4 protein-coding genes and 1 pseudogene are annotated in these 7391 nt (G+C 56.2%); 2 read left to right on the top strand and 3 right to left on the bottom strand.

From position 1 onward, the window contains the following. Window positions 1-554: 554 nt before the first annotated feature. Window positions 555-1292: a hypothetical protein gene (locus VWZ87_RS19425; RefSeq protein WP_416537062.1), complete on the bottom strand. Its 738-nt coding sequence runs from the start codon at window positions 1290-1292 to the stop codon at window positions 555-557. Window positions 1293-1591: 299 nt separating this feature from the next. Between VWZ87_RS19425 and VWZ87_RS19420 the strand changes: the two are divergent. Beyond that, a pseudogene (locus VWZ87_RS19420) lies at window positions 1592-2250 on the top strand (IS5 family transposase); the annotation flags it as partial. 23 nt (window positions 2251-2273) lie between these two features. On the opposite strand, the gene VWZ87_RS19415 reads toward VWZ87_RS19420, so the two are convergent. Continuing rightward, window positions 2274-3377, bottom strand: a complete 1104-nt coding sequence (locus VWZ87_RS19415) for a Hint domain-containing protein (RefSeq protein ID WP_416536714.1) — start codon at window positions 3375-3377, stop codon at window positions 2274-2276. A 1216-nt stretch (window positions 3378-4593) separates the two neighbouring features. After that, on the bottom strand, window positions 4594-4905 hold the full coding sequence (locus tag VWZ87_RS19410; protein WP_416536713.1) for an ETC complex I subunit: 312 nt from the start codon (window positions 4903-4905) through the stop codon (window positions 4594-4596). A gap of 228 nt (window positions 4906-5133) precedes the next feature. Between VWZ87_RS19410 and uvrB the strand changes: the two genes are divergently transcribed. Further along, entirely contained in the window at window positions 5134-7332 is a 2199-nt protein-coding gene (gene uvrB, locus VWZ87_RS19405) for an excinuclease ABC subunit UvrB (RefSeq protein ID WP_340547280.1), read from the top strand. Window positions 7333-7391 lie beyond the last annotated feature (59 nt).

Raw genomic sequence — 7391 nt, 5'->3', positions numbered from 1 at the left:
CTTGTCCGTGAAAGCCAGAGATCGGGAAAGCTTAGCCTGTAATGGGCTTCTGTGTGGCGTAGTGAAACACTGGTGAAGTCCAATCGCAACAAACGCTTTGCTCGGCATCGGTGCCGTTCGATCCGAGTGCAGCATTCTTCACTATGGGCTCACTGCCGCCTTGCGGCGATGCGGCAGCTCGGTTGCAGCGATACCGCACTTGGTTTCTGCTGCCAGATAACACCAGTCAGCCCAATCACGACATTCAGGCAGGGCGCAGCGCAGGGGCCGCTGCGAGCGCGAAAGGTCTCCTGAAAGCGGACCTTCAAGCCTGTACAATTGATCCAGGCGATACTGCGATCAGTGTAGACGTCAGCGACGCGCAGAAGCGCCCTTTGCAAACTCAGCCGTTTGACGCAACTGGCCGAGGGTTTCTGCTGCGGCGCGGCCCGCCGTTCCTGCCGTTCGCTGCGGCTGCGAGGTGTTGGACCTGGTGAATTCACACACAGCGGGACGAAGCTGTCATTCGCTAGTGCTGGTGCAACGACCGCTTTGTTCTAAAAGGCGCTTTACGATCAGCGCGTCTCTGCGTCAATTGCAGTCATTGCTACTCCAGCTTCAGGATCAAGCAATACTTCGCGATAAAAGAGCTCTTTTTGAACCCCATACACGCGAAGGTCTCTCTCAATACTTCGCCAGAATTTGGACGTCATTAAATCGATAGAGAACATCGCGTCTCGCAAACTGGCGGCTGGGAACGGGCCAATCTCCATTTGAACTTCGCCGTTTAAAAAATTGAGCTTGAACTTGCATTGTGGAAACCGCCGTGCATCGGAGCGCCGACGGTACAGGGTTCCGCATTCTACTTGTCCTACAACCTTACCAGCGTGCCAAAGCCAGAACTCTCGATACTCCAAATCAAATTGGGACGACTCATCAAGTGCCAATGATGCCTGCCATCTGTCACGATGAAAGCAAAAGAACCAGGGTTCATCGGGTGACAAGAAGGTAACAAAAACAGCATTCTCGAAGTCAGTCCCATCGATTGATTTCCGCCACTTATCCAAAGCTATGAGGGCGCTTTCATCGCAACGTTTGTGAACGGAGAAATGCTCGCTCTCAAATGTTGAGCTTCCAAGGAGATTCTTCAAGCTGTGAGACAGAAAAGTCGTGTCTATGACATAAGTTGCTTCATCGCGCGTGAATGGAGCCTGGATATACTGAAACACCAAGCTATCGCAGGCGGCGGGTTCAAAGTTCTTTCGACAGTTGGGGATCAATGCGCTCTGAACCCAGATAATCCTCTCGCTCACCTCTCGATCACGCTCGCTAAGGTCCAAAGTGTTTAGCAGCTCTTGATGCTGAGAAGGTGTTTGCGACCCAGCGACGCCTGCGAAGCACAGAAGTAGACTGCATGCGAGGTGCCCTATGCTCTTCATTTCAATGCTCCTTCGGATTAGTCTGGAAGTAACATCAGCTGCGGATGTTGGCCATTCGCTGCAAAGCGGAAATCATGCAGGTTGGGCTCAGAGCCGCCTTGCGGCGATGCGGCGCCTGGCTGCACGCCGCGCCTGTGTTCCTGGCCAACCGTGATCGGCTCCAGCGGTAATCCTTCCCGAAGTCGCACGGCAAGCCACGGGTTGATGACAGACGGGTTCTGAATGGGATTATCTTCATTAATCGCGATGGGTTGCGCTGGCGGGATGCGCCGCGGGAATATGGTCCGCACAAAACGCTTTACAGCCGATGGAAGCGTTGGAGCGAGAAAGGCATCTTCGCGCAGATGATGGTCGGCCTGGCTGCCGAGCACGGCGAGGAGAAAACCGTGATGATCGACGCGACCTAGCTCAAAGCCCACCGCACTGCGACCAGCATGCCCGCGAAAAAGGGGGGCGTGGGCGCCTGATCGGCCGAACCAAGGGCGGCATGAATACCAAACTGCATGCCATCTGCGACAGCCACGGGCGACCGCTCAGCCTGTTCGTCACCGCTGGGCAGGTCAGCGACTACATTGGTGCGCGGGCGTTACTGAGTAGCCTGCCCAAGGTCGACTGGCTGCTCGGGGACCGCGGCTATGACGCCGACTGGTTCCGAGAAGCGTTGCAAGACAAAGGGATACGCGCATGCATCCCCGGCCGAAAGCAACGAAAGACACCGGTTCGATACGACAAACGACGCAACCGGCGGCGCGTGGCGACACGCTATGATCGCTGTCCCAAGGTCTTCCTCTCAGCCATCGCTCTGGCAGCGACCGTCATCTATTGGTTATGAATCCTGACCCTAGTAAGATATGATCACGATCGATGACGCCCAATCTCATTTAAGGGTTCATACCCCCTGGTGGCGTAAAGGTCCCGCCGCTGCAACGGCTGATTGTTCTCGTTATGTCGGACTGCCATTCGACTGGCTTTACCTAATAGTACATTCGCTGCTTGGGCTGCATGGTGCAGTTCCATTTTTTCAGCTTTGCCGGGTAGAAGGGTATCAATTTCTTCCAGCTGATCACTTGACAATATTTCGACCGCCTGCGTTCCAAGAAACAGCGTTTCCGAAAGGCAGCCATTGGCTACTAGAATTTCGTGACGTTTACAAAGGATATGGTGATAAGTTACACCGCCATCGGGAACAATCTGTTCAACCCCCTTAAGGCTCAGTAATTTTTTAGCTGCAAGAAGAACCTCACTCACGCCAAACATACGCTCTACGATGGGTGAGGAGATGAGAATTCTATGCTGCGGTGAAACCAATAGCGGAACTTCGGGTGTTCCAGGTCCAAGAGCATTTTCATGAATTAAGATTGGTCGAATCTTCTCGTTTAACAACAAAGACATGTATGTCTTGCTCTGACAACCCGTCCAGATCACTGGCTGTGGCCCACTGTCTCGGGTCAATACCAAGTCACCCTTTTTCAAGCTCTCCACAGGGATTTGACCGCCTGGCGTTTCTATGAGCGTGCCCGATGTGAAGCAAACGTATAGGTTGCTGTATGGAGTGGCGGGCGTTTGATTCTCTCCTGAAAGCGTGTACGTTTCTCCTGCGATTGGTTTAAAATCGAATGTAAACGCTTCGATATCGCTCAGGTTCGAGTTGTTGAGCGTGATTGCATACATCTCCCCCATGAACTGTCCATTTGAATCATAAATGTAATATGAGAACTCTGGGTTAACCATCCCATTATCGATTGATTGCCCATCAAGCTGCCCCCGGATGCGGTTGGTGACGAATCCATGGTCCCCAAAACTTCCCGTAAAGCTATCTTGGTCAATATATTCAACAATATCACCAGATACTGGAGGCAATGAGAAAGATTGACCTACCAGATCACTGGAAGTTCCCGTCTGTGGAAGAGATGGGAAGATATCATTCCAGGAAAATACGAGAAGATCATATGTGGCCATGGTCATGAGTTCCCTTCAGATGGCGGGTGAACGGAGAAGTCAACATGTCTATTTTTGGAGAGTAACCTGGATTAATTATTCACCCTAGTAACCAACTGGGTAATGGCACGAAATTGCAGGTTGCCATGCTCCGACGTCTCCTCACTAATCAACAGGCGCACATACACGCCCTTACTTTTGACGACAAAGTATGAATAATTGGTGGCAAAATGGCGAAAACACTTGGAAGTGCTATTTAATTTTCAGGCTGGAGGAGGCTTTGTTGCAGGCCTGCCCCTGGTCGTCGCTCGCTCATAGCGAGAGGCTCCGGGGTCAGTTTGTGTAGACGTCGGTTTTCCGACCATCTGGAAATCTTTCTTGGAACGAGACATGAGCACTGCCGGGCGTGCGAGGAAACCAATTTCAGTAGGCCGCAAGAGTTACCTGTTTGTCGGTCGCCAGGGCGGTGGGACAGCTGCTGCTTGAATGCAAGATTCGTGCCGCCGGACCGAACGGCAGCAAAGTCCCGCATCACGTCCGTTCGATGATGGTTGGTGGCTGCACTTGCGGCGAAGGTCTGCTCCATCCGTTGCTCGTGTAGCATAGGACCTCCGTCTGGCTGGCAGATTCCACGACTTTGCAAAGGTCACTAACTGCGCTTCGCGGTCCCCTTGGTGCCGACCTCAGCATCAGCCAAGGCTGCCACGTCTCTCTGCATGGCAACTATGGGGTCTGGAGGGATTTCTGCGCCTGCAACAGGCCGAAGCCGCGCGAAGCACGAATGTGTAAAGCAGCCCTTGGGTACGGCTCCGCCTCCTAGAGGCGCTGAGCAATGAGGCTAACTGCAGACCAATCGTGCTTACCGCCGATCAGGAGCAGTCTGTCGCAAGAGAGGGCGCCGATGCTGACAAGGCATGGGTGTTACTGAGCCGCTTTATCAGATGATCTGCCGAAGTTTTGGTGTAAATCCTAAGCTTTGCTTGACGTTCACGACTGTGAATTGATCAGGTTTCGAACCCAAAAAGGCACCCACTGGGTCGACTTGTATCCTCAGAAAATTGCGTCTGCCGGGTCTTGTGGACCATCCGGCCGCAACTTGATCCCGATTTACAACTGCCGCCACAGCTACCCTAGAAGTAGACAGGGCACCCTGTGAGCACCCTACATGCTGATTGGAGCTCGACTTCGCAACATCCTTGCCCCAATTTCGAGACAACTTTGCCCCGATTTACAGACTCTAGTGAGTCCAGGGGGCGCGGCGGTTGGTGGCGAAGTTTTCGCCGTAGCCGCCCGCCCGGATGTTGGCCTTGCGGGTCTTTGGTTCGGTCACGATGGCGTCGATGCCATTGGCCTCGGCGTATTCCAGCGCCGCTTCCTTGGTGTCGAACCGCAGGCGGACCTGGCTTTGGGTGTCATGTGAGGAGGTCCAGCCCATCAGCGGATCCACTTCCCGCGCGCTGGAGGGCACGAAATCCAGGACCCATTTGCGGGTCTTGGCCATACCGGAGGTCATGGCATTCTTGGCTGGCCGATAAATCCGCGCTCGCATGGGATATCTCCTCTCAGATCTCTGCCCCCTATATGCGCTGAACCCTGATCACGGGCAAGGTGGCAAATGCCGCAGATTGCACGGGTTTGGCAGGAAAAACCGGGATTTCCACCCTCAGCGACCGGCATTTTGCGCCGCTGCGAAGCCATCGCCGGGCGCGGGGTGGAAAAAGCCCCTTGAATAAGAACAAAAACAGACCAATCTCTGCCCCTAGCAGGAGAGAGCCATATGCCATACGCCCATTCCGACAAATCCATGCCCATGATGGCCGACCGCGCGCCGCAGCAGCGTCCCAAGCTGGAAGGCGGGCGGAAATTTGTCATGCACACCGAGTTCGATCCGGCGGGCGACCAGCCCACCGCCATCAAGGAGCTCTCCGAAGGTGTGCTGGAGGGCGAGCGCAATCAGGTGCTGCTGGGCGCCACCGGCACCGGCAAGACCTTTACCATGGCGAAGGTGATCGAGGAGACCCAGCGCCCGGCCATTATCCTTGCCCCAAACAAGACGCTGGCAGCGCAATTATACGGCGAATTCAAAGGCTTCTTTCCCGAAAACTCGGTCGAATACTTCGTCTCCTTCTACGACTATTACCAGCCGGAGGCCTATGTCGCGCGCTCTGACACCTATATCGAGAAGGAAAGCCAGATCAACGAACAGATCGACCGGATGCGCCACTCAGCGACCCGTGCGCTGCTGGAACGGGACGATGTGATCATCATCGCGTCGGTCTCCTGCATCTACGGCATCGGTTCGGTCGAGACCTATTCGGCGATGACGCAGGACCTGAAGGTCGGCGACGAATATGACCAGCGGCAGGTGATGGCCGATCTGGTTGCCCAGCAGTACAAGCGCAACGATCAGGCGTTTCAGCGCGGCTCCTTCCGGGTGCGCGGCGATTCGCTGGAGATTTTCCCGGCCCACCTTGAGGATCGCGCCTGGCGGCTATCCTTCTTTGGCGAGGAGCTGGAAGGCATCACCGAGTTCGACCCGCTCACCGGGGAAAAGACCGGCAGCTTCGACCAGATCCGGGTCTATGCGAATTCGCATTACGTGACGCCGAAGCCAACGCTGAAACAGGCGGTGATCTCGATCAAGGAAGAGCTGAAAATGCGGCTCGACCAGCTGGTTGGTGAGGGCAAGCTGCTGGAGGCGCAGCGGCTGGAACAGCGCACCAATTTTGACATTGAAATGCTGGAGGCCACCGGCCATTGCAACGGGATCGAGAATTATTCGCGCTATCTGACGGGCCGCGCACCGGGCGAGCCGCCGCCGACCCTGTTTGAATTCATTCCCGACAATGCCATTGTTTTTGCGGATGAATCCCATGTCTCCGTGCCGCAGATCGGCGGCATGTACAAAGGCGACCATAGGCGCAAATTCACCCTCGCGGAACATGGTTTCCGCCTGCCATCGTGCATGGACAACCGTCCCCTCAAATTCGAGGAATGGGACGCGATGCGTCCGCAGTCGGTGTTTGTTTCCGCCACGCCCTCGGCCTGGGAAATCGAACAGTCCGGCGGCGTCTTTGCCGAGCAGGTGATCCGCCCCACCGGCCTTCTGGATCCGCAGGTGGAGATCCGACCGGTCTCGATGCAGGTGGATGATCTGCTGGACGAGGTGCGCCGTGTCACCGCCGATGGGTTCCGCACCCTTGTGACCACGCTGACCAAACGCATGGCCGAGGACCTGACCGAATACCTGCACGAACAGGGCATCAAGGTGCGCTACATGCACTCCGACATCGACACGCTGGAGCGGATCGAGATCCTGCGCGATCTGCGGCTTGGCGCTTTTGACGTGCTCATTGGCATCAACCTCTTGCGCGAGGGGCTGGATATTCCCGAATGCGGATTGGTCGCGATTCTCGATGCCGACAAGGAGGGTTTCCTGCGCTCGGAGACCTCGCTGATCCAGACCATTGGCCGCGCCGCGCGGAACGCCGAGGGCCGCGTCATCATGTATGCCGATCGGATCACCGGCTCGATGGAGCGCGCGCTTGGTGAGACCAACCGCCGCCGTGACAAGCAGATCGCCTATAACCTTGAACATGGCATCACGCCTGCGACGGTGAAAAAGAACGTCGAGGATGTGCTGGCCGGTCTTTATGCGGGCGATGTGGATATGAACCGCGTGACCGCAACCCTCGACAAACCGATGCACGGCGCCAATCTGGAGGCCCATCTGGCCGGGCTGCGCGAACAGATGCGCAAGGCGGCGGAGAACCTGGAGTTCGAGGAGGCAGCCCGGCTGCGCGACGAGGTCAAACGGCTGGAAGCGGTGGATCTGGCGATTTCCGACGATCCGCTGGCGCGGCAGTCCGCCGTCGAAGCCGCATCGGAGGCGGCGGTCAAATCACGGGGCCGGTCCACTGCGGGCAAGGCCGGGACACGGGCCTATCGCGGCAAATCGCAGAAGAAATTTTCATAGGCGCCCACCGTTGCGGCGCGGCCTCGGCCCGGTCCGCAGCACCGGCGATCGGATAGGGG

This window comes from Phaeobacter sp. JH20_37 (assembly GCF_048056015.1).
GTDB lineage: Bacteria > Pseudomonadota > Alphaproteobacteria > Rhodobacterales > Rhodobacteraceae > Phaeobacter > Phaeobacter bryozoorum.
The sequence above is the reverse complement of the archived record's forward strand: the minus strand, read 5'-3'. Positions and strand labels throughout refer to the sequence as shown.